The organism is Streptomyces sp. NPDC001401 (assembly GCF_042895385.1).
In the GTDB taxonomy this organism is placed as follows: domain Bacteria; phylum Actinomycetota; class Actinomycetes; order Streptomycetales; family Streptomycetaceae; genus Streptomyces.
This window is the reverse complement of record NZ_JBIAWI010000003.1, coordinates 548633-570077: the sequence shown is the minus strand read 5'-3', so window position 1 is coordinate 570077 and position 21445 is coordinate 548633. Positions and strand designations below refer to the sequence as shown.

The window sequence follows — 21445 nt, the reverse complement described above, 5'->3', positions numbered from 1 at the left end:
GCTGGATCGTGGGTCAGAAACTGGTCAGGGCGGCGTCGATCGCACACTCCACCCTGTCCAACTGGGCCGGCGTGTGCCGGTCGGAGAAGACGAAGTAGCCCTTGGTGAAGATCTGCCGATTTGCGAGAACCGCCAGCACGTGCGCGCGGAGCGGGTCGGACCAGAAGTCCCGCGCTCCGGGGGATCCGAGGGAGAAGCTCGAGTAGTCGCCCCGTACTTCGACGCGGCCTGACAGGCCCAGTTCTGCAATGCGGGAGCGCAGGGCGGTCATCATCGAGAGGGTCCGCTCGCGCCACGAAGGCCACACCGGTGCGGCGTCCAGTAGCTCCTCGCAGGCCAGAGCGGCGGCAATGGCCAGTGACTCGCTGGAGTGGGCGTTGCTCATGCGTACGCCTTCACCGCGCATCACCAGCCGACGGTCGCCGAGGACCGCCGCGAGCGGGAGGCCGTTGGCCATGCCTTTCGAGATGCACAGCAGGTCCGGCCACACGTCCAGCTCGCCACAGGTGGCCCGTCTGCCCATGCGTATGCCGGAGGTGACCTCGTCGAAGACCACCACCGCGCCGTGCGAGCGGGCCTCCGCCGCGACTGCGCGGAGATGGTCGGCCGACCAGTGGTTCGGACACAGCACCACCGCTGCGATCGCCCCGGGGTGCTTGCGCAGCAAGCCGACGAGTTGTTCCGGATCGTCAGGTGGGCAGGTCAGCGTCAGGGCCGCCACCGCTCGCGGGATGCCGAGCTCCTTGGGATGCGCCGAGTAGTGCGACGGTGCGGCCCAGTCGTGCCACCCGTGGTACTCGGTCGCCACCACGAGATCGTGTCCGGTGGCAGCACGGGCGATGCGCACTGCTCCACTCACTGCGTCGGCGCCGCTTTTGGCGAACTTTACGGACTCGTAGACCCCGAACCGGGACAGGAGCCGTTGCGCCAGTTCCAGTTCGAGGGGATCCGCGACGGAGAAGGAGGTGCCACGCTTCAGCTGCGCGACGACGGCTTCCTCGACCTCGGGCCGGCCATGACCCCAGGTCGCCGTCCCCATGGCCATCTCACAGTCCAGCCAGGTACGGCCGTCGACGTCGATGAATTCGGCATCCTTGGCACACGACGCGGCGATCGCGCCGCGGCCCGGCAGCAGTCGTTGCGGCGTCTTGGCCAGGGTGCTGCAACCTGCCGGGATGACCTCACCGACCTTGGCGAGCCAAGTGAGGCTCGGTGCTTCAGTTATGGTGTCCGTCCGCACGTCCGTCACCGGACCCTGACCCCGGGCCAGCAGCTCGCGTGTAGGTCCCCGAGTCCCATGGCGTTGCCGTGCAGGTCGACGACGACGTCCTCCGACTGCGTCTGCAGGCGTTGCGCCAGCCACATCCGGTTGTCCAGAAGACGAACGAAATTCTCGACCAGGATCAACAAGGGGCGGGGCTCGGTGAGCAGTTGGGCTGGCAGGATCTGGGGCAGCAGGATGGGTTGCTCACCGTCCACCGAGGTCGAGTAGTCGAGCACGTTGCGCCGGTCGATCGCCGAAGTGTCGGAGAGGGCCTGCCAGAAGGCCGCCGACTCGATGCGTGTCTCCGCCAGGTCCAGCGGCAGGTAGTGGCTGAGGTCGACGGCGCGGCTACGCAACCCGTCGAGCAACCGGGGCGTGATGTCGTTCTCGATGTGGGCGCCCCAGGTCTTCCAGAACCGCGCCAGGTTGGTCTTGCGGTTGCCCGCCCGGTGCACACCATTGCGCCGTTCCCAGTGGTACGACGTGACCTTCGGGTCGACGACCGTGCGGTAGCCGAGCATCCTGGCCCGCATCTGGTAGTCGAAGTCCTCGTACCCGTTGAAGTACCGCTCGTCCAGCAGCCCGACCGAGTCCTTGACCTTCCTGGTCATCGCGAACAGCGCGAAGGCGGCCAGTTGCACCGTGTACGGGGAATCGGGCAGGTCCGATGTCCTTGCGTTCAGGTACAGGTGTCTGCCGAGCGTCTCGCTGAACGAGATGCCGCAGTGCTGGACACCACCGGTCTGCGGGTACAGCAGGACCCCGGCGGTCATCCCCGCGTCCGGGTGGTCGCTCAGGGTCTGAAGCATTCCGGATTGCCAGCCGGACTCGAGGATCAGGTCGGAGTCGACGAAGAAGATGTGGTCCCCGTCGGCGATGGCCAGACCCTGGTTGAGGGCTTGGCCGCAACCATGGGGCTTCTGGTTGTGCACGGTCGTCACGGTGACGCTGGCGGACCGATCCGTCTTGATCTTCCGGGCGAACTCCTCGACCAGCTCGCTCACCTCGTTCCCGGAACCGTCATTGACCAGGATCAACTGTGTGTCCGCCTCGACGGTCAGCCTCAACGACCTCAGGAAGAGCGATAACACGCTCTGAGTCTGAAATATGGGAACGATGACAGTGCTGCGCACGAAGACCCCCATTTCTTGGCACAGCGCGGTGCCAGGGTGTGGCATGAGCCACGCCCCGGCCTACGCGACTGTGAGTGCGGTGCAGATATTGGATCAAACGTTCTCGGAACGCTCCCGTACCGTAAGGCCGTGTTTCCTGCCAGAAGGGACGCATGGGCGACACCGACACGAAGGACAGAAGGAATCGGGAGTTGGAGAGGCGTGAGAAGAAAGGTTTCATCCGGAAGGCCAACCGAGTTGGTCGGCCGGAGTCCGATCAAGCGAGCCGGGCGACTCTCGACGGCGCCACGTTTAGCTACCGGATTTGTCGGCGACAGGCTTGTCAGCTGCCGTCGCGAAGCTGAGTGAGGGTCTCCGGACGGAAGCCGATGTGGTCGAAGACGGCTGTGCATCCCGCGCCGAACGGCGACTGGGCGAGAAATCCGACTTTCAGCGCCGCAGAGTCGGGCAATGAACCGAAAGAGAAGTATCGGATGAGCCGCCACCATTCGCCGTCGTGAGAGGCGTGAAAGGCGAAGGCGCGCCCCATCCGGGATATGCGCAGCCAGGTGCAGTTTCCGCTCACCTCGTCAGCATTGGCGTCGTCCGAGTCTCCGCGGGTGACCACCGATACGACACTTGGCCGACCCTGCGGAGTGTACTCGAAACACAATTTTGCCCAGGTCTGCTCGGCCGCGCAAACGAACAGGACGCCGGCATCGAAGGTGTCCTTGAAGTCCACCTTGACGTGGGCCGTCAATTGGAAGTCGCCAGTGACATCTCCAACGATCCGCAGAAGGTCAGCACCCGTGGTGGGATCCTTGCGTGCCGGATCGAGGAACAGGTCGGTCCGTGGACCTGCCGTAATGCACAGAGTCTCATCCTCGACACGCCATGTGGTGCCGACAGACGGTCCCTCCGGCGCGATATCGAAAGGAAGACCGGGCACGGTCAATGAATGATTCATGAATTTCCTTGCATCGGCGTTGCTACCCCTGCACACCAAGAGGCAGCGCAGGCCGCCTCAGGCTGTCTGTTCGCCATCGCGTGGGAAAAGGGAGCAAATTCCCTCGGCAGTGGGCGTGATGCGGCTCTTACTCCGCAGGGCGTTGAAATGATTGCCCATTGCGACGCGTTGCGTAAGAGGCATAAACCTGTAAAAAAGTATCATAGGACCCAAACGGTACAAATAGAGTGCGTGATGTGGCGTGATCAAGTCGTGAGGGATAAATATTATCAGATCGGGATAAATGGCTCACTTTGGAAACCGCTTTCTCTTGCGGTGGTGGCGCGATACGCCCAATAGATTCCTTTTTCTCCGATGCGTTGGGGCGCTTGAGGTTGGCGGATTTTCGCCTATCGGAAACAGGGCCGTACGCGGGGGGCCTTGACGCGGCGATCGCCCTCCATGTCTTGATCAAGGAATTGTCAAAAGTGGGAGATGGGCGTTTGCATGAATCGCGGGGTCGCAAAGCCTGCAACTGCTTCGAATGGCCCACTTATGCGGTCAATTCGGGCGAGATGTTCTCACGTTCGAGGATTCGAACCTGCTTTGGCGCACTTCTCGTACCCCTTGTGAGAAGCCCTTGACGATCGGATTTGCTCGTGTCAGTCTCGACCTTGCTCGCTGGGAGAAATACGGATGGAGCTGGTTCATGTCCAGAGTCGATCACGGTGAAGAAGGGTCGCGCCGATTGTTGAGCGTCTGCGGGATCTCGACCCGGACTAATCGTTCGCTGGATTCAATGCCTTTGCGGGCGCGAGCTGGCGCTGGGGTCTACTTGCCTTTGTGAGGGCGTGTCTCGTTTCGGGACCCTCGATCATGAGATGAGGCTTGTCGCGATCCGCGGAGATCGGATCTGTGTCCTCGCCTCTCTCTTGGTTCTGGCTTGTGCTTGTCGAGCACTGTGCAAGTGACGTCGATGAAGCCGGCGTCGTCGAGCCGGTGCGGCGCGGCTTCGTGTGGGTGGCCCGGGATGCCAGCCCTCGAGCGGAGCAGGAAGCGGCCGTGCGGTCGACTTGAGTATACGAAGCGCGGCGTAAGCCGACGCCATGCGCAGCCGCTCGCCAGGACGCAGACGATGGCCGAGAACAGCGTTTCATCGGGCGTGGTCCTGTGGAAACCGTTTGTTGACCGGAGCCGCCCTGCCTACATAGTCGCTCCTGCCACCCTCTGGATGGTCGGTTGTGGGGGTTGGTTAACCCTTTCTATTTCCCTTGTCCCGCGGTCCGGCTGAGGTCGGTTCCATTTCAACCCTGGCGTAAGGAGGTAAAGCCTCCGTGAAGTTTCGGCCCATCTTCTAAGGGAGGCTGGGATTTCGCATAATGCGACATGTCCGTATCGACGGCAGGGGTCGTGTCTTCAGGAAACGGTTGAAGGACACAGCCCTCTTCTCGTCGCAAGCCATCGTTCACAAGGTCGCCGCGGTTCGCGCGCCGCCGATCCTCTGTCTCACGTCCACCCCTCCTCCATCGTTCCTTGCATCTCACCTGAAGGCTCATCGAGTGACTGACAGCATCGAAGTGCGGGGCCTGTCCCGGACCTTCCACACCACTGTGCGCCGCCCGGGCTTAACCGGCACGCTGCGGTCCCTGGTCAATCCGGAACGGGTCGCCAAGCGTGCCGTCTCTGACATCACCTTCGACGTGGTTCCTGGCGAACTCCTCGCCCTGCTAGGCCCGAACGGCGCCGGGAAGTCCACCATCATCAAGATGCTGACCGGCATCCTCACCCCCACCGCCGGCGAGGCTCGCGTTGCCGGTGTAGTGCCGTACGAGGAACGGGAGCGCAACGCCCGTAACATCGGTGCGGTATTCGGGCAGCGTACGCAGCTGTGGTGGGACCTGCCGGTGCGCGAGTCGTTCGCGATCCTGCGGGACATCTACGAAGTTCCGAAGGCCGAACACGCCGCCCGCCTCGCGGACTTCAACGACCTGCTGGACCTGTCCTCCTTCTGGGACACGCGCGTACGGCATCTCTCGCTGGGCCAGCGGGTGCGCTGCGACCTGGCAGCGGCCCTGCTGCACGACCCGCCGGTGGTCTTTCTTGACGAGCCGACGATCGGTATGGACGTGGTGGTCAAGGAGCAGGTCCGCGAGTTTCTCCGCCACCAGGTGGAGGAGCGTGGTCGTACGGTCCTGCTGACCACGCACGACATGACGGAGGTCGAGCGGCTCGCGGAACGGGTCGTCCTGATCAACCACGGGCGGCTGGTCCTCGACGGCACCCTCGACGAGATCCGCCGCAAGTTCGGCTCGACCTGGCAGGTGCGGGCGACACTCGCCGACGCGCGCACCGACGTCGTACCGCCACCACCGGGCATAGCACTGCTGCGGCAGGACGGCAGGCAAGTGGTGTTCGGGCCTGATGGGGTCGACGCCCCGACCGTCAACCAGGCACTCAAGGCGGTCATCGAGCGGTACGAGGTGACGGGCATCGCCATCGACGAGGCCGACCTCGAGGACGTGATGCGGGCCGCGTACACGCATGTGGGGGCCGCGGCGGAAGGGGGCTGAGATGGCTGTCCTGCATGCCTGGCGCACCGCCCGTGTCACCCCGCTCAGTGAGCTGCACGCCCCGCCCCGGATGACCGCCGTCCTGGTCAGACTGGCCGTGCAGGTGGTGCTGGTGGCGTCCCTGTGGAACGGTCTGTACGCGCACACCGGCATCACTGCCGGCATGAGCCGTGAGCAGGCGGTCACATACGCCGTGCTGGCCGTGCTCGCCTTGCGCCTCAGGGAGTTGGACCAGGGCACGGGCCGGGACGCCGTCCAGCAGCACATGCACTTCGGGACCATCGTCTACTGGTACCTGCGCCCGCTGTCGCCCCAGCGCTACCACGTCCTGCGCGCCCTTGGCGAGCAGATATACGGGTTCGCGTGGGCTCTCGGCGGATATCTGGTCTGCCTGGCCTTCGGTGTCGTCGAACCGCCCACGTCCGCTGCGACGGCTGGGGTATTCGCGCTCAGCCTGGTGCTGGGCCAGTGGGTCTTGTACTACGTGATGCTCCTTATCGACCAGCTGTGCTTTTGGACGCTCCGCAACGGTGCCGCGCTGCTCATCCTGCTCTTCGCGCAGAAGCTCCTCGCCGGCATGTACGCACCGCTGTGGTTCTTCCCGGACTGGTTCATCACGCTGAGCGGCTTCCTGCCGTTCCAGGCCACGCTGAGTGTGCCGTTGTCGATCTACGTCGGCCGGACCGAACTACCCGACGCGGGAGTTCAGTTGCTCATTCAGGCCGCCTGGATCGTCGTGCTGGCGCTGTTCACCCGGTGGGTGTGGCGGCGGGCCGCGCGGCGCGTTGTCTCGCAGGGAGGCTGAGGTGTCGCTGAAGTCTGTGAGGTCTCTGCGCATCGTGTGGCGCATCACGCTGCTCAACATCCGTGCCTCGATGGAGTACCGCGCCGAGTTCCTGCTGAACATCGCGATCGGCGCGATCTGGCAGGTGTCGGTGATCGTGTTCGCGACGGTGCTGTTGGCGCGGTTCACCGGGATGGGCGGCTGGGACAGCTCGGACGTGCTGCTGATCCCGGCGATCCGGATGCTCGCGCACGGGTTGTTCGTGCTCCTGCTGGGGCGTATGCACTTCATCGGCCGGCAGATCCAGGAGGGGAGGATCGACGTATATCTGTTGCGCCCGATGCCGGTGCACCGCCAGGTCCAGCTCGCCTACTTCCCGACCAACGCCATCGGTGACCTGACCGTCGCGGCGGGTCTGATGGTGGGCGCGCTCAGCCGCAGCCACCTGGAATGGACGGCGGGCCGGGTCTCGTACCTGATCGCGGCGGTGATCGGCGGTATGTTCCTGGAGGCAGCCCTCTTCACGACGATGGCCTGCGCGGCTCTGCGCTACCCGGCCGCCGATTACTGGAGCCGTTGGCTGGAGGAACTGCTCGGCACGTTCGGCAGCTACCCGCTGAACGTACTCCCGAAGGCGGTCGGCGGCTTCCTGACGTTCGGCCTCCCGCTGGCGTTCGTCGCCTACTTCCCGGCCGCCGTGCTCGCCGACAACGGTCATGAACTCGGCCTTCCATACTGGGCAGTTGCGGCCTCGCCGCTGCTCGGCGCGCTCGCCTACCTGGGGGCACGGCTGCTGTGGCGGTGGAGTCTGGGGCACTACACGGGAGTGAACGGGTGACGGCATCGGAGCAAGCGCTGTCTGGTGCCCGGTCTCCGGGGCTGCTCGGTGTCGAATACCTTGACCGCATCACGACCGTTCCAGAAGCACGGTCCGTATCAACTTCTCTACTGGTCCTTCGACGTGAGTGTGACCCATGAGATCCGAGTGCGAATTCGCACCACCGACGAACCTGACAGTGCAGCGTCCAATGTTTTGTCAGCGAACTACGGGCAGGGATGTCAATTATGAATTCGGGGATTCATAAGAACAACACGGCGAGTACTTCGGGACAAACCTCCAGGCCGATCGACGATCTCGTCGGATGCGAGGGGGAGGTCGTATCGGTAGCTGTCTCTGATCTGCTTCCCGCCGACTCCCCGCGGCTGGCGGGAGAAGATGACGAGCACATAAGCATGCTCGCTGACGCGGAGACGGAGCTTCCGCCGATCGTTGTGCATCGGCCCACGATGCGCGTGATCGATGGGATGCACAGGCTCCGCGCCGCCATGCTTCGAGGTTCCGAGCGAATCAAAGCGCTGTTCGTCGACGATATGGATGGAACAGATCTGTTCGTTCTCGCCGTCAAGGCGAACATCGCGCATGGCCTGCCGCTCGCCTTGGCCGACCGGAAGGCGGCGGCGGCGCGTATCGTCAGCTCGCATCCGCAATGGTCGAATCGCTACATCGCGAAGGTGACGGGGCTGGCGGCGGGGACGGTGCGAAGCATCCGCGAGCAGACATTGGGAGGGGCATCGCCGCAGCAGAGCAGAGTCGGCCAGGACAGCAAAGTACGACCGCTGAGCACAGCCGCGGGACGCAAGGCAGCCGGTGAGATCCTGAGCGCCAAGCCCCATACGTCGCTGCGGCAGGTTGCCAGGGACGCAGGCATCTCACTCGGTACCGCCTTCGACGTAAGGAAGCGGCTGCTCAGCGGCGAGGATCCGCTGCTCTCTCGGCAGTGCGGCCCGTTGCCGGACGAAGAGTTGAGCCATTCTGCTGACCAGCTCGCGCAGAGAGCGGGCCAGGCTAAGGGTCATGACAGGCCGTCAGCGGGCCAGCGAGAGGGAAGGCGGGCGGAGCATGTAGGCGTGCGGGACTCCTCGGCGATCATGAGCATGCTGATGAGGGACCCGTCCTTGCGCTTCACCGACTCTGGCCGGCTCCTGCTGCGCCAGCTGCACAGTCGAGGTATATGCCTGTCGGACTGTGAGGAGATGATTGAGAGCGTGCCCCCACACTGTCTGCGCACGGTGGCCGATTACGCGCGTCAGGTAGCCGAGTCGTGGGCGCAGTTCGCCGAACAGCTGGAGCAGCGCGAAAGGGCGATGGCGTGACCGAGCCGTTTGGCGGGGCACGTCATCCAAGGAGGGCTGGTCTGCAGCCACTCGGATAGGGGCGCAGCGGGAACGGATGGCCGGACGTGAGCTCAATTCTGCATGGGCGAAGTGGTGTTGACCTGGAGCGCCAATAGACGGTGACCTCGACGTCCTCGTCGTTCACGACCTCGCCAGGCACCTGTCGGTCGGTGCGATGGAGGATGTGGGTCCGGCGACTGCTGCTTCGCCATTTGATGCCACCGACCTCGATCTCGGAGGGCGCCGACGGCTAGCGAATCAACGCGGTCGGCGCGCTCCCGCTCTCCGTACACTGGATCGCCTGGACGCTTGCAAAAGACCTTGATCTCGGATCGGTGCTGGTCAGCCGAGTCCGAGGAGGGGCGAGTAGCCGCTCGAAGGGTCGGGAGTCCGGGGGGAATCCGGCGGCGATGTCGGTGAGGCCGGCGGGGCGGAGATGACTGACGGTCAGGCTGCGCAGGGTGGCAGTGTTCTCCGGCACGTGTCCGGTGTGCACCTTCGATGCGCCCTCACGGAAGGTGCTGGGCGGATGCAGGGGAGCCGTTTTACGATCAGCCGCTGCGATCTGACGATCCGTTCCGGGGGTGCCTGGCGGCTGGTCATGGCGGTGATGGACCTGTCCCTGAGTGGTGGACCTCTGAGCCCGACCCCGGCGGGGCCGCGCAGGAGGTATCTCTGATGGTGATGAAGGTCTACTCGCCCGAGTTCAAGGCGGATCTTGTAGACGCTGCGCAACTGGTCCGGGGCCGGGCTGCCCGCTACGGCCGGGGCAGCATGACGAGCACGGGCACAGAACGCGGTGAATTCCCCTGCTGACGGCTGAAAAGATTCAGGCAACGCAGCCCGCGCCGCATGTGAGCAGGCTGATGTTGCGCTTGCCGAGCGGATCCGGACGGTGCATCCCGAGTAGGGCGGCCCCTACGGCCGCCTCCCGGATGACATGCGGCGGCGAGCTCGTGAACCACAAGCGCGTCGGGCAGATGATGCGGAAGTTCGGCATCGCGGGCTGCGGCTGCGCAGGCGCGTGACCACCACCGTGCACGTACTGTCCGTCACCCCGTGTCGGACCTGTTCGGCGCGACGGTGATCGACTGCTCAGTCCGGCACCTGCACATGGGCACGGTCTTGCCGCTGCCAGTCATCGCGACGGCAGGTGCGCGGCGAGCGTGGTGTCCTGCCGAGAGCCGCGGGTGCTCCGGATGAGTCGTCGGCGGTCGCGGTGCTGGACGTGACGCAACGTGGAAGGCGCCCATATGAAGGGCGCCGAGTACTGCGGCGCGCCTTGGCCCGCTACCTGGTGGCCGCGGACACCTTCGCCGCGGCCACCACCGCCGGGCAGGCCACCAGCAGCACAGCCGACAGGCTTCTCAGATCAAACCGCGACGCGCAGCCCACACAGCTGCTTCGATGGGGGTGCGGACGCCGATCTTGTGGCAGAGAGCCCGTATACGTCGCCGAAGAGTCCGACCGGATGTGCAGAGAATCCGAGCGATCTTTTGAGCTGGAAGTCCCTGCGCCAATAGGAGAAGCAATTGGAGATCCTCGACGGTGATCTCCTCCGTACGCGATCCCGTTTTGAGGAGCGTCGTTGGAGGACAGCCAACGCCATGGGATTCACTGGTCAGCCCCCTACTGCTACTGGGGCCCATCTGTTTAGGTAGGGCGGACATCTCAGTGGCGACCTCCGTGGTATGCCGCTCGCCTGTACGGTAGACTGGATCAATTTCGATATGGGAGGGAGGCATGCGCATTCATGATTCGTCAAGGTGTTCATCCGGAGTGCAAAGTAAATCCTTCCGGTCCGCAGAGGCGACCTGTTCGAAATAGCGAATCACCCTCAACGGGCCCACCCTGCCGAACGTCACGGTAGCCCATCTCTGAGTTGTATGCTGGTTCGCGCGCAAGCCATGGGTGTCGATAATCAGCCTGCGAAGCGAGGCGGTCGGAAACGTTATCGGCGGGGCTTATCCGCGCCAGGTCCACTCGGATGAGCATGAGGTAGGGGCCTCTCGAACAGCGGCGTGGTAAGAAGCTGTCGGCACCCGGCACTGGGCCTCGCTCCCAGTCGACGCACCGATAGCCTGCGTTGCCAAAGTCAGCGCCTCACGCCGCGATGCGGAGAACTGACTGATCCCGGGCGTTCAACTGGTCGTATTCCTCGGTTGAACGCCATCTCGGATTCTCGATCGAGGCACATGAACGACGGCATGGCTATGCCGACGATGGTTTCCGCGTGATCCCAAGGCTCTTGCCACCGCAGCTCGCCGCCGACGTCGTGGGGGGCCGAGAGGTGGCGCTCGAAGGCCAGTCCATCAGTCACACCTTGCGCGCACTCCAGATCGCCTCGATCGGCCATCGGCTCGTCCACTCGAGGGGCCGGTCACTGAAACTGGTGGAGGCGCCGGGAGGCGGCGGCTCCTCGATGAGTGCCTCCAGCATCAGGCCACAGGAGTGCAGCAGTTGTACCCAACCCCCGTAACTCAGCACGTAGTCGACGGCGGTGGGCGCGACCTGGCGGGTATGCAATCCGAAATAGGCGCGCCGCAGCGCGGGCGTCAGCGTGCGGTCGTCGCTGTCCCAGCACATGGCGAAGAACGGCGTATTCGTGCAGAAGGCGAGTTGGCCGCCGGGACGCATGACTCTGGCGACCTCGGGGACCGCCAGGTGGGGGTCAGCCCAGGACATCCCGCCGTAGTCGGAGAGCACGAGATCGAACACCGCGTCGGCGAAGGGTAGAGCCTGGGCATCGCCGAGCACGGGCGCGAAGCGATCCGCGCGTGGAGCGTGGCCGAGCTGCGCTCCGGAGATGTCCAACCCGACGACCCGGGCGCCGCGCCCCGCCAAGGAGGCCGACCAGTGGGCTGCCCCGCAGCCGAGTTCGAGCACGGTTTTCCCCTTGACCGGGTCCAGAACTCGCAGTTCGCTCTCAGGCCGGCGCCACAGCCCCCAGGCCTCGGCATTCGGCCCGTGCAGCAGTCCACCGTGCTTGCGCTGGTAGCCGTCGCTCCAGTCGTCCCAGGTACTGCGGTTGTCCCGAGTGATCTGCCGGGCGCGTTCCCCAACAGTGCCGTATTCCAATTCTGAGCTCATGGTTCGGACTCCGTTTCGCTGGGCTCGGCACATTGCTCTTGAATGAAGGGAACTTTCGCTGTCATCCTTCGGGCGATTCAGCCCCGCTCCTCGCCAGCCCCGGCGACTTCCTAGCCGCAGCCGATGGCGTCGATCTGGCCCTCTGAGGGGGCAAGTCGCCCTCAGGAGCGGATATGCCCCCGCAAGGGTGTGACCGTCTCACGGTTCCCTAACAAAGGATGCGCGATGACCACACATCCCTCCCTCCTTGCAGCCACGGGACCGGTCGAGTCTGATGACGGTGATCCGGCGCTGCGGCTGGAGGAGTTGGTGCGTCGCAGTGCCCGTCGGGACCCGGGCAAGGAGGCTCTCCGGATCGGTTCCCTCAGTGTCTCCTACGGCGAGCTGATGGGGATGGCCGAGAGCTGGGCGGCGGTCCTGCGCGCCGCTCATCCCGCCGATACGCCGCAGTTCATCGGGGTGCTCTGCGATCGGACGTTCACCGGGTACACCGGGATACTGGCGGCACTTTGCGCTGGGGCCGCGGTTGTCCCCCTCGCCGTGGACACACCGCCTGGGCGGCTTGCCGGCCTTCTCCGCGACCAGCCGTTGGACGCGCTGATCGTGGACGAAGCGGGAGCTGCGAAAGTCAAGAACGTGGCTGCGCTGTGCCCCCTACCGCCGCTGTACGCCCCCGAGTCCGATCCGACGGCGGTGACCAGTGGTCACGTGGTGCGCACCATACGAGAGTGCCAGAACGAGACGGCCTACGTGATGTTCACCTCGGGGTCGACGGGTCGGCCCAAGGGGGTCTCGGTCACTCATGCGAGTGCCTGTCATTTCCTGACGGTGGTCTGCGAGCGCTACGGACTCACAGCTCGTGACGTCTTCAGCCAGACCTTCAGCCTCACATTCGATCTCGCCTTCTTCGACTTGTTCGCGGCCTGGTCGTGCGGCGGCACGCTGGTATACGTGCACTCCGCAGCACTCGCTCGGGTGGCGCGGGTGGTGGAGAGAGAAGGACTGACCGTCTGGTTTTCCGTCCCGGGCGCGATCCAGTTGGCGCGGCGGTCGGGGGCACTGGACCCCTGCAGCATGCCCTCCCTGCGATGGAGCCTTTTCTGCGGGGAACCGCTGCTTGCCGCCGATGCGGCGGCCTGGCAGCGTGCGGCCTCCGGCTCCACGGTCGAGAACCTCTACGGCCCGACCGAGTTGACGATCGCCTGCACGGCCTACCGTTGGGACCCCGCACGCGAAGAGGAGGGGGCCCACGGCATCGTGCCCATCGGGGAGCTCTTCCCGGGCCTGGAGAGCATCCTGCTGGCAGAGTCCGACGAGCCTGCCACGGAGCAAGGAGAACTGTGCGTGACGGGGCCGCAGATGTTCTCCGGCTATCTCGACCCCGCGGACGACGAGGGGCGTTTCTTTTACCACGACGGTCGGTGGTGGTATCGCACCGGTGACCTGGTTCGCCGCAGCAGCCATGCCGGCTTGATCTTTCTGGGGCGCACTGACCTTCAGATCAAGATCAGGGGGTACCGCATCGAGCCAGCGGAGGTCGAACATCACCTGCGTCTGCTGCCCGGTGTGGAGGACGTGATCGTTCTCGCTCTCGGCGAAGGGGCCGCCCGCAGCCTGGTCGCCTTCTGTGCCGGATCGGACCTGGACTCTGCCCGGCTGGAGAGTCAACTGCGCGAAGAACTACCCGCGTACATGGTTCCACGTCGATACGTTGTGCTTGACCGCCTTCCGGTGAACGAGCGCGGCAAGACGGACCGCAAGGCGCTCGCCACTTCCTTTTCCCCATCCGACCCCGCCCGACCCTGACGAGGGTGTGTCACACGTACCCCTCCCCTGTCGGAGCGGCCAGCACGGCGGAGATCGAGGCCACTGCCCTGGACGTCCCCTGTGTCACACAGGCCGCCGTGCGGCCTCCGGGCCCGGACGGCGAGTTGCACCTGTGGGTCGCCACGGAGCACAGCGCGGAGGAAGTGCTGCGGTCCCTGTTCGAACGGCTGGAGGCAGCCAAGGTTCCCGACCGCTGCTGGGTCCTGGACCGGCTGCGTTAGACAGCCCATGGAAAGGTGGGTAAGAAGCGTCTGTGGGAATCCCTAAAGTCGTCCACGACGACATGACGAAGTGGGGAGACCAGTACGGCACCCCGCTATACATCTATCAGCTGGAGGCGGTACGAGAGGCCGCCAAGGCCCTGTTGCGCAGTATTCCAGAGGAGGCGCACCTCTATTACTCGCTGAAGGCCAACCCGCACCCTGCCTTGGTGCGGGAGCTGGTGTCGCTCGGCATCCGCGCGGAAGTGAGCTCGACCGGCGAACTCACCGCCGCGCTGCGCGCCGGAACGCCCACGGCGGCGATCCTCTTCACCGGTCCGGGCAAGACAGATGCTGCCCTGCGTGAAGCCGTCGGTGCCGGCGTGCGCCGGTACTCCGTCGAGTCCGCCGCCGAGCGGACAAGGCTGGCCGCTGCCGCACGGGCGCGCGGAGCCCGCGTGGAGTACCTGGTGCGGGTCAACGCCACCACCGCCCGAGCGGGCGGGGTGGGGTTGCGGATGACGGGCACTCCATCGCAGTTCGGTATCGACGCCGACCAGCTGGACACCCTTCCGGAACTGTTCGAGGCGGATGACGCGACACAGCCGTTCGGCTTCCATCTATTCCCCGCTACCAATATCGCCGAGCCGTCGGCGCTGCACCGGGAGTTCGAAGCCAGCGTCGCAACCGTGGCCGAACTCATCAGATGCACAGGGTTCGAACCGTCCATGGTCGACCTGGGCGGCGGCTTTGCCGCACCGTTCGCCAAGCCGGGCTTGCTGCCCGACTACGGAGGCCTGCGCAGATCGCTCTCCACGGAGCTGGACAGGCATCTGCCCGGCTGGAGGGAAGGCCGCCCGGCCATTGCGTTCGAGTCGGGTCGGTATCTAGCCGCCACCTGCGGCACCCTGCTGACCACGGTGCTGGAGGTGAAACGCAGTGGCGGCAGGAGGTATGCCGTGCTGGACGCCGGCACTCATGTGCTGGGGGGGATGGCGGGGCTGGGGCGGATCCTCGCTCCAGGAGCGGAGCCCGAACCGATCGGCACCGCAGAGGACGGGCCGGTGAGCCTTGTCGGGCCGCTGTGCACCCCCCTCGACGTGCTAAGCAGGGCCGCCGTGATCGGCCCAGTGGAACCGGGGGATGTGTTGCGCATCCCCAATACCGGTGCCTACGGCCTGTCCGCCAGTCTGATGGGCTTTCTCAGCCATCCCATCGCTGCCGAGGTTGTCCTCGACGGTGTCCGGGACATTGACACCCGCCAGTTGCGGCTGACCCCGGTCGCGCTGAAAGCATCGGAAGGATCAGAGATATGACGCCCCCGTGGGATTCCTCTTTTGAGCATGTGATTCGCCCTCTGCTGCGCTCGCTCCCCGTGGACACCCCGCTCCTGCCGCAGCAGGACCTCGCGACTATGGGATTGGACTCGATGACCACCGATGAGCCGTTGTTGCAGTTGGAGGCGACGTACGCCATCGAGATTCCGGACGACCTGCTCCGCCCCAGCACCTTCGCCAGCCCTGCCAGTCTCTGGCAGACCGCGCAAACGCTGCGAACGGAGCACAAGGGATGACAACCCTCGATAGGGAGTACGGCGTGCCGATCGCCGAAGTGCTCGGCGTACTGCGGGAGCACGCCGGCCATGCCGACAAGCGGGCCGCCTTCCCCGTCGCCAGCATGGATGCGATCAGGAAGGCGGGGTTGCTGGGTTTCCTGGTGCCTGCGGAGTACGGCGGCCGGGGTGCCGGGCTGCAGGACTTCGTCGGCATGGCTCAGCGGCTGGCGGGAGCCTGTACTAGCACGGCATCCATCTGGGCCATGCACTGCCAACAGGTTGACGCCGTGGTCCGATACGGCGCCGACGCGCTCAAGGACGAGCTGCTGCCGTCCGTCGCCCGAGGCGACACCTACCTGGCGTCAGTGACCACGGAGGAGGCCAAGAACTGGAGCTTCATCACAGCCCATGCGCCGGTCACTTCGGACGTGAACGGTGTACACCTCGACCGCCTGGCGCCGGTCGTCTCCGGCGGCGAATACGCCGACGGGTTCCTCATCACCATGCGAGCGGGCGAAGACGCCTCGGTGCACGATGTGTCGCTTGTGTACGCCGCACGGGGCCACGTGGCGATAGAGAGCTCCGGCGATTGGGACACCCTTGGCATGCGAGCCATGGACAACGTGTCACTTCGGATCTCCGGCATGGTTCCCGAGCACCACGTGGTCGGCGGCCCCGGCGCGTTCCGCGCTATCGCCTCGGAATCCGCCATTCCGTTGGCTCATCTGGGTCTGTCTGCTTGCTGGCTGGGCGCCGCTCGGGAGGCGTTCGCAGAGTTGGTGCGTCATCTGCGCAGTCCCCGGCGAAAGGGCGGGCCGTCGCTGTCGTCCGATCTGGTACGTGAACGGTTGGCCCGGATCCGCTTCGACCTGGAGCTGGTGCATGCCTATCTGTATCGGGTTACGAGCGAAGTGGCCGAGTTGCGCGAGGGCGGCGACAAAGTCTCCCCGCAGGTGATGCAGATACACCTCAACACACTGAAGCTGGCCGCGTCTGAGCTGTCGTTCCGCGCGACGGACCGCATGATCGATCTTGCAGGGCTCTCCGTAGGGTACTCGGCACAATCACCGATCCCACTGGAACGGGTCTTCCGGGACTTGCGATCGGCGAGCCTGAATTACTCCAACGACCGGCTGTGGACGGCCAACGGCGCATTGACCCTGTGGGATCGGCACATAACGCTGGCCTGATTGGGCCGCCCGTTTCGGCCGTGCGCCAGTTAAGCACCGGTCCGTAAGAGCGTTGGGCATATCGCCGTGCAGCATTCGAACAGACGCCGTCAGGAGTGCCGATGAAGGTCAGTGTCGTCATCCCGTCCTACAACGCCGGCGAGCAGCTCGGTCGGCTGCTGCTGAGTCTCACCTGGTGTCGGCTCGACGCCGGCGACTCGCTCGAGGTGATCGTCGTGGACGACGGATCGACCGACGGCACCCGCGAACTGGTAGCGGGAGTCGGCGGCGACCTGGACCTCGTCTACATCTTCCTGCCGCGCTCTGCCGCCTCCGGGCGCGCGGCCGCACGCAACGTCGGCATCGAGAAGGCGAGCGGCGAACTCGTCGTGATGGTCGACGCCGACCAGATCTGCGAGCCGGGCTTCGTCGCCGCGCACGTCGGCTTCCACCGGCTTCGCGAGGATCTGGTGGTCGTCGGACCGCGGCGGGATCTCGGGGAAGGGCGCTTCGACGACGCGCGACTGGCCGCGGGATTTGCCAGGTCGGCCATCCCCGAGGTGGTCCGTGGCGACGGCCGCGAGCTGGTCTTCGCCGAGTTCTCCGAGAATTTCAACCAGCTGGAGACCTGCTGGCACCACATGTTCAGCTGCAACGTCTCGGTCCGACGCGAGCACGTGATGGCCGTGGGCGGCTTCGACGAGGGCTTCACCGGATGGGGCCTGGAGGACTCAGAGCTCGGATACCGGCTGCGGCGGGCGGGGCTCGCTTTCGCTTACCAGCCGGCCGCCGTGGCCTACCAGCGGGGCCATGGTGTCACGCCGGAGATGTTCGTCGAATGGCAACGCAATCTCGCCCACTTCGCGGCCAAGCACGCCGATGCCCCCGAGGTCTGGGCGCAGGCAGTCATCGGTATGGCCTTCAACCCGGCTGACCGCAGCATCGGCTGGCTGGAGAGCATGTGCCGACTGGAGTTCGCGGCACGTGCGCTCGCCGGCAGGCTGCCCGCGCTCACCGGGCTCGCGTGGATCGAGGCGAACGACGGGAACGCCGCCCGGGTCCTGGCCGACATAAAGGACCGTGTCGCCACCGAGGACCTCATCGTGATCGACGACAGCGACGGCGCGGTTCTCGCCGGCCCGGTGCAATGTCTCGACACGACCAGGGCGCTCCTCTACTTCTGGCGCCCGACCGCGCAGGCCCGTGACGCCCTCCGCCGGCGCCACGTGATCATCGACTGAGCAGGTGCCGATGCAGCCGGTCACACCGGAGTCAGCGGGCCCGCCACAGGCCGTGCGGGTCCACCGCGGCGAAACCCGCCGCCTCGGCGAGCGTGGCTGCCTCCTCGAAGCGGCGTGCCACCTGCTCCGGACGGTGGGCGTCGCTGGCGAAGGTGATCGCCGACCCCTTCAGTTCGTGCCACCAGCGGAGGATGTCGACATGCAGCGGACCGCATGTGTTCACCTCCAGCGCCTTGCCCCTCGCCGCCAGCATGGACAGCACCGCTCTGTATTCGTCCTCGAAGTCCTCCGGCCGGTACTCGCCCGCGCTGGAAGGCCAGTAACGCGCTGCATAGTCGATGTGGGCCAGGACGTCGAAGTCGCAGAAGCCCGACACGAGGCTGAGGACCTGGCGCAGATAGGTACGGACGACGTCTGCGGCGGGGGCGTTCGCGAATGCCGCATCGACGGTCGTCCGGCCGGAGTCGGCTGAGGGCAGTGTGTGCATCGAGACGAGTACGCGGTCGAACTCCGCACGGCGGAGGGTCTCCACGACCCGCCGCTCATGCAGATGGGGCTCGCCCAGTTCGACTCCGCTGAGGATCCTGATGCCCGGAAAGCGTTCTCGACAGCGATTGAGGCACTCCGCGTAACCTTCGACGTCGAAGGGCGGGGGAGTGAGCATGCCGTCCGTCACCAGGGGCCGCTGCCACTCGGACGGCTCGATGTGCCCGATGCTCCGCACCGTGAAGTCGGCATGCTCGGTGAACGCGATCGATGGCAGCCCGAGTCCGATCGCCCGCTCACAGGCCGACACCATGGATGTGTAGGGAGCGTCCCAGGACCATTCGCTGTGCACATGGCTGTCGCCGGGCAGCCCCGGGCGCCGCTCCTCGCTCATCCGGCCGGCTTTCGCACGAGCATGGAGCCGATGGCCAGGGCGTCGAGACCGGAGCCGTAGAACGAGCGCAGCGCGTCGAGAGGCGAGTTCACCACCGGCTCGTTGGCGAGATTGAACGACGTGTTCAGCACGATCTCGGGGTGCCCCAGCGTACCGACGCTCTGGAGAAGGCGGTGGTAGGTCGGAGAAGACCCGTCGTCCACGATCTGAGGGCGGCACGAACCGTCGACGTGCACGACGGCGGGGATCTGTGCGCGCTCGGACTCCCGGACCGCGCACGCCGCCAGCATGAACCGTTCCGGGCCTGTGCCCGCCCCCGGATTGACCAGGTATGCGTCGGCCGCGGCGCGCGTCAGGCTGGGCGCCAGTGGTCGCCACTGCTCCCGGTTCTTGATGGTGTTGACTCGTTCGTGCATCGACCGGGTCAGCGGCGAGGCGAGAATGGAGCGTTGCCCCAGAGCCCGCGGACCCGCCTCCGCCCGGCCCTGGAACCAACCGACCGTCTTTCCGTCGACGAGCAGAGCGGCGACGGCCCCGGCGATGTCGTCCTCCGCCGTGAACGGCACCGCGTTCGCCCGCAGTACGTCGGCGATGTCGGCGTCCTCGAATTCGGCGCCGAGCGCGGCAGTGGCCAGCGGCTCGCCCCTGTGTTCCCCCGCCGACGCGGCGACCGCGAGCGCAGCACCCGCACTAGTGCCCGCGTCTCCGCTGGCGGGGAAGACGAAGAGCCGGTCGACGAGCTTCGATTCCCGGATCGAGCCGTTGGCGGTGCAGTTGTAGCCTACGCCGCCGCCGATGACCACGTTCCGGCAGCCCGTCTCCCGCACCGCACCCTCCACGATGTGCGACAGCACTCGTTCCAGGACGTGCTGGCCGGACGCGGCCACGCTCTTGCGCCACGCGTCCGGTTCCAGGTCTACGTTCGACCGTGCCGTGGAGCGGGAGTAGGAATAGCCAGGCCGGCGCGGGGGACCGAACCGCTCCGCCACCCGCGCCTTCCAGGCCTGCACGAGCGGCGGGCCGAAATCCGGTCGCTCGGGATCCTGCAGAGCAAGGCCGCTGCGGATTCCTTCGTCGTCGAGGGTGAAGGGCATCCAGTCCTCATCGGGCTTGGCGTACGATGCCAGGCCCATGACCTTCCCCTCCTGGCCGAACCGGAACCCGAGGTAGTTGGTGACCCCCAGGTAGAACATACCGAGGGAATCGGCGATGTCGTATTCGCGCAGCACGCGCATGCTCCCGCCGCGGGCGTGGCCTATGAGGGTCGAGACGCCATCGCCCACACCGTCGACGCTCACGACGGTCGCCTCGTCGAATCCCGAGGTGTGAAAGGAGGCGGCCGCGTGTGCGAGCGGGTGTTTGACCTTCTCCCATTGCGGCCGCCTTCCCCCGGCGAAACACGGATGGTCGACCATCGTCCTGTACATGTCCCGATGGGCGTTGTCGCGGTCCGCCTCGAGCCAACTGGTCGCGATGACGTCGACGTCGGCCATGGTGATCCCGGCGGACGCGAGACAGTGGGCGGTGCTTTCCAGTGGCAGGCAGTTGGGCGCGTGCCGGAGCCGGTTGAATCGTTCCTCTTCGGCGAGAGCGTGAAGCCGTCCGTCGATCACCAGCGCCGCAGAGGCGTCGTGTCCCAGGCCGCCGGCCAGTCCAAGGATGATCATTTTTCGCCCTTTCCCGTATACGACGCTTTGGTTGCCGTTGCGGCCCCACAGGTGTGCGTCAGCGGATGCGGTAGCGGAGCGCGAGCACGGAGTACGCCCACCTGTTGGAGGTGAGCACGAGCACAGGCGCGCCGTCCGGCAGCGCATCTCGATCCGTCAATTCCGCCAGCCCGCGGATGGCGTCGACGCTGAAGCAGTGACCCGCTTGAAGGTCGGGAACGAAATGGTGCGCGATTCCCGAGGCATGGGCCAGAAATCGCCGTGACCCGGTCGAGTACGCTCCGATCAGCATTCCCGCCGCTTCCTGCGCTGTCCAGCCTGCAGCCTTTAGGGACGCGCGCGTGGCCGCACTTACGCCGTTGATCACGGATCGTAGGGCCGCCGTGGCGGGCAGCGGCCCCGGTGGCGGGGTCTGCGCCGTGGAGCGCAAGGCCACCAATTCGAAGCTCGGCCCCGGCGGCTGTTCCCGCGTGACGACGCAGACCCCGGCGGCATCGCCGAGGACGGTCATACTGTCCGCAAGGATCCGCCTGTCCGGCCTGGCCGCGTCGGAGGCGACGACCGCAGCCGGGCCGACCTCACGGCACTGCCCTGCCGCGGCGAGGACCGCGAATCCGAAATTTCCGCAACCGTTGCCGGTCACGATGAAGGCCGGGGTTCGCTCGTGGCCGGACTGCGACTGCAGGGTGCCAAGCAGCTCGTGCGGAGGCGTGTGTTCGAGGTTCTCGGTGGCATGGACCATGGCGGTCACTTCTCCGGGCCGATCTTCAGACACGGCTCGCAGCAACTCGGCAGCGTGCACCACGGCGCGCCCGTCGAAGACGGACGCGGAGACCGCTCCCGATTCCCGCAGCATGTCGCGGTTGGCGACGACGTCCGCGTCGTTCAGCTCGGCGAGCGCGACAATCTCTCCCAGCGCGACGCGGAAGTCGGAGAGATAGAGACGGGATGTGTCGAACATGGCG

At 65.8% G+C, this 21445-nt stretch carries 18 protein-coding genes; 11 read left to right on the top strand and 7 right to left on the bottom strand.

Going from position 1 to position 21445, the window contains the following annotated elements; translation table 11 throughout:
- Positions 1 to 13: 13 nt before the first annotated feature.
- The 3 genes from ACFY10_RS14590 to ACFY10_RS14580 form a co-directional block, all read right to left on the bottom strand.
- Entirely contained in the window at positions 14 to 1240 is a 1227-nt protein-coding gene (locus tag ACFY10_RS14590; RefSeq protein WP_390665432.1) for an aminotransferase class III-fold pyridoxal phosphate-dependent enzyme, read from the bottom strand.
- Between the two features lie 5 nt (positions 1241 to 1245).
- Positions 1246 to 2409 (bottom strand): glycosyltransferase family 2 protein, encoded by a 1164-nt coding sequence (locus tag ACFY10_RS14585; RefSeq protein ID WP_390665431.1) that lies wholly within the window; start codon positions 2407 to 2409, stop codon positions 1246 to 1248.
- A gap of 310 nt (positions 2410 to 2719) precedes the next feature.
- The gene (locus ACFY10_RS14580) at positions 2720 to 3343 is read right to left on the bottom strand and encodes a DUF1349 domain-containing protein (RefSeq protein ID WP_390665430.1); all 624 of its coding nucleotides are present in this window, start codon (positions 3341 to 3343) and stop codon (positions 2720 to 2722) included.
- Here ACFY10_RS14580 and ACFY10_RS14575 point away from each other — a divergent pair.
- From ACFY10_RS14575 to ACFY10_RS14555, 5 genes are all read left to right on the top strand, one after another.
- The gene (locus tag ACFY10_RS14575) at positions 3335 to 3682 is read left to right on the top strand and encodes a hypothetical protein (protein WP_390665429.1); all 348 of its coding nucleotides are present in this window, start codon (positions 3335 to 3337) and stop codon (positions 3680 to 3682) included. The genes ACFY10_RS14580 and ACFY10_RS14575 overlap by 9 nt on opposite strands.
- 1199 nt (positions 3683 to 4881) lie before the next feature.
- Positions 4882 to 5892 (top strand): ATP-binding cassette domain-containing protein, encoded by a 1011-nt coding sequence (locus tag ACFY10_RS14570; protein ID WP_390665428.1) that lies wholly within the window; start codon positions 4882 to 4884, stop codon positions 5890 to 5892.
- Position 5893: 1 nt separating this feature from the next.
- Entirely contained in the window at positions 5894 to 6697 is an 804-nt protein-coding gene (locus ACFY10_RS14565) for an ABC transporter permease (RefSeq protein ID WP_390665427.1), read from the top strand.
- A gap of 70 nt (positions 6698 to 6767) precedes the next feature.
- Positions 6768 to 7514: an ABC transporter permease gene (locus ACFY10_RS14560; RefSeq protein ID WP_390665574.1), complete on the top strand. Its 747-nt coding sequence runs from the start codon at positions 6768 to 6770 to the stop codon at positions 7512 to 7514.
- A 227-nt stretch (positions 7515 to 7741) separates the two neighbouring features.
- Positions 7742 to 8830, top strand: a complete 1089-nt coding sequence (locus ACFY10_RS14555; RefSeq protein ID WP_390665426.1) for a ParB/RepB/Spo0J family partition protein — start codon at positions 7742 to 7744, stop codon at positions 8828 to 8830.
- Positions 8831 to 11167: 2337 nt separating this feature from the next.
- Here the strand turns inward: ACFY10_RS14555 and ACFY10_RS14550 are convergent.
- Entirely contained in the window at positions 11168 to 11941 is a 774-nt protein-coding gene (locus tag ACFY10_RS14550; RefSeq protein WP_390665425.1) for a class I SAM-dependent methyltransferase, read from the bottom strand.
- A gap of 225 nt (positions 11942 to 12166) precedes the next feature.
- On the opposite strand from ACFY10_RS14550, the gene ACFY10_RS14545 reads away from it, so the two are divergent.
- The 6 genes from ACFY10_RS14545 to ACFY10_RS14520 all read left to right on the top strand — a co-directional run bounded on the left by ACFY10_RS14545 (position 12167) and on the right by ACFY10_RS14520 (position 17933).
- The gene (locus ACFY10_RS14545) at positions 12167 to 13747 is read left to right on the top strand and encodes an AMP-binding protein (protein WP_390665424.1); all 1581 of its coding nucleotides are present in this window, start codon (positions 12167 to 12169) and stop codon (positions 13745 to 13747) included.
- Positions 13748 to 13752: 5 nt separating this feature from the next.
- Positions 13753 to 13989, top strand: coding sequence for a hypothetical protein (locus ACFY10_RS14540; protein WP_390665423.1), 237 nt, complete (start codon positions 13753 to 13755; stop codon positions 13987 to 13989).
- A gap of 62 nt (positions 13990 to 14051) precedes the next feature.
- Entirely contained in the window at positions 14052 to 15284 is a 1233-nt protein-coding gene (locus tag ACFY10_RS14535) for a type III PLP-dependent enzyme (RefSeq protein WP_390665422.1), read from the top strand.
- The gene (locus tag ACFY10_RS14530; RefSeq protein ID WP_390665421.1) at positions 15281 to 15541 is read left to right on the top strand and encodes a hypothetical protein; all 261 of its coding nucleotides are present in this window, start codon (positions 15281 to 15283) and stop codon (positions 15539 to 15541) included. The genes ACFY10_RS14535 and ACFY10_RS14530 overlap by 4 nt, the downstream gene beginning before the upstream one ends.
- Before the next feature lie 23 nt (positions 15542 to 15564).
- A complete protein-coding gene (locus tag ACFY10_RS14525; RefSeq protein ID WP_390665420.1) occupies positions 15565 to 16713 on the top strand; it encodes an acyl-CoA dehydrogenase family protein in 1149 nt (382 codons plus the stop codon).
- Positions 16714 to 16814: 101 nt separating this feature from the next.
- Positions 16815 to 17933: a glycosyltransferase family 2 protein gene (locus ACFY10_RS14520; RefSeq protein WP_390665419.1), complete on the top strand. Its 1119-nt coding sequence runs from the start codon at positions 16815 to 16817 to the stop codon at positions 17931 to 17933.
- 31 nt (positions 17934 to 17964) lie between these two features.
- Here ACFY10_RS14520 and ACFY10_RS14515 read toward each other — a convergent pair whose 3' ends face one another.
- From ACFY10_RS14515 to ACFY10_RS14505, 3 genes are read right to left on the bottom strand one after another with little or no spacing between them, the layout of a single operon-like run.
- A complete protein-coding gene (locus ACFY10_RS14515; RefSeq protein ID WP_390665418.1) occupies positions 17965 to 18813 on the bottom strand; it encodes a PHP domain-containing protein in 849 nt (282 codons plus the stop codon).
- The gene (locus tag ACFY10_RS14510; RefSeq protein ID WP_390665417.1) at positions 18810 to 20480 is read right to left on the bottom strand and encodes a carbamoyltransferase; all 1671 of its coding nucleotides are present in this window, start codon (positions 20478 to 20480) and stop codon (positions 18810 to 18812) included. Before ACFY10_RS14510 ends, ACFY10_RS14515 begins: the two co-directional genes overlap by 4 nt.
- Positions 20481 to 20538: 58 nt before the next feature.
- Complete coding sequence (locus ACFY10_RS14505) at positions 20539 to 21441, bottom strand: hypothetical protein (protein ID WP_390665416.1); 903 nt, start codon at positions 21439 to 21441, stop codon at positions 20539 to 20541.
- Between the last annotated feature and the right edge of the window lie 4 nt (positions 21442 to 21445).